This window comes from Enterocloster sp. 210928-DFI.2.20 (assembly GCF_020554465.1).
In the GTDB taxonomy this organism is placed as follows: Bacteria; Bacillota; Clostridia; order Lachnospirales; family Lachnospiraceae; genus Enterocloster; species Enterocloster bolteae.
Genome location: NZ_JAJCHK010000112.1, coordinates 1 through 411 on the forward strand (window position 1 = coordinate 1; position 411 = coordinate 411).

The following is a 411-nucleotide window of genomic DNA, read 5'->3' on the forward strand; positions in this document are numbered from 1 at the left end:
AAATCATCAACCGTGTGCTGGATGTACAGAGACATTTTAAGGATTACAGTCCCCCGGAGGGGATTGAACTGAATCCGGACGGAACCCCAAAAAGCGATATGGAAAGGGACGGTGCATACGTGGCTGAGTTTTCCAGAGAAATGCGTAAGGCGTTCAATGGCATCTTCCTATCGGATGTATATGACACGATATTTGCCGGTCAGTCCCCGCTCTGCATTGTTGGCCAGAAATATCTGTATGAAGGGGTGCTGGAGGGCCTACTTGTGCTGATGAAGCCTGCTGTCGAGGAGTATGCCAGGAAGAATCGGGAAAAGTCCAGGAAGTATCTGGAGGATATAGGGAAATGATTGGCCAGTTGCCAACCAGCCTTGACGTGGGCGGGGTAAGCTATCCCATTGAAACCGATTACCG

General features: G+C 50.1%; 1 protein-coding gene. It reads left to right on the forward strand.

What is annotated here, in order from left to right:
* The coding region (locus LI015_RS28080; protein WP_227126789.1) for a hypothetical protein at positions 1 to 347 on the forward strand (347 nt) is incomplete at its 5' end.
* Positions 348 to 411: the final 64 nt, after the last annotated feature.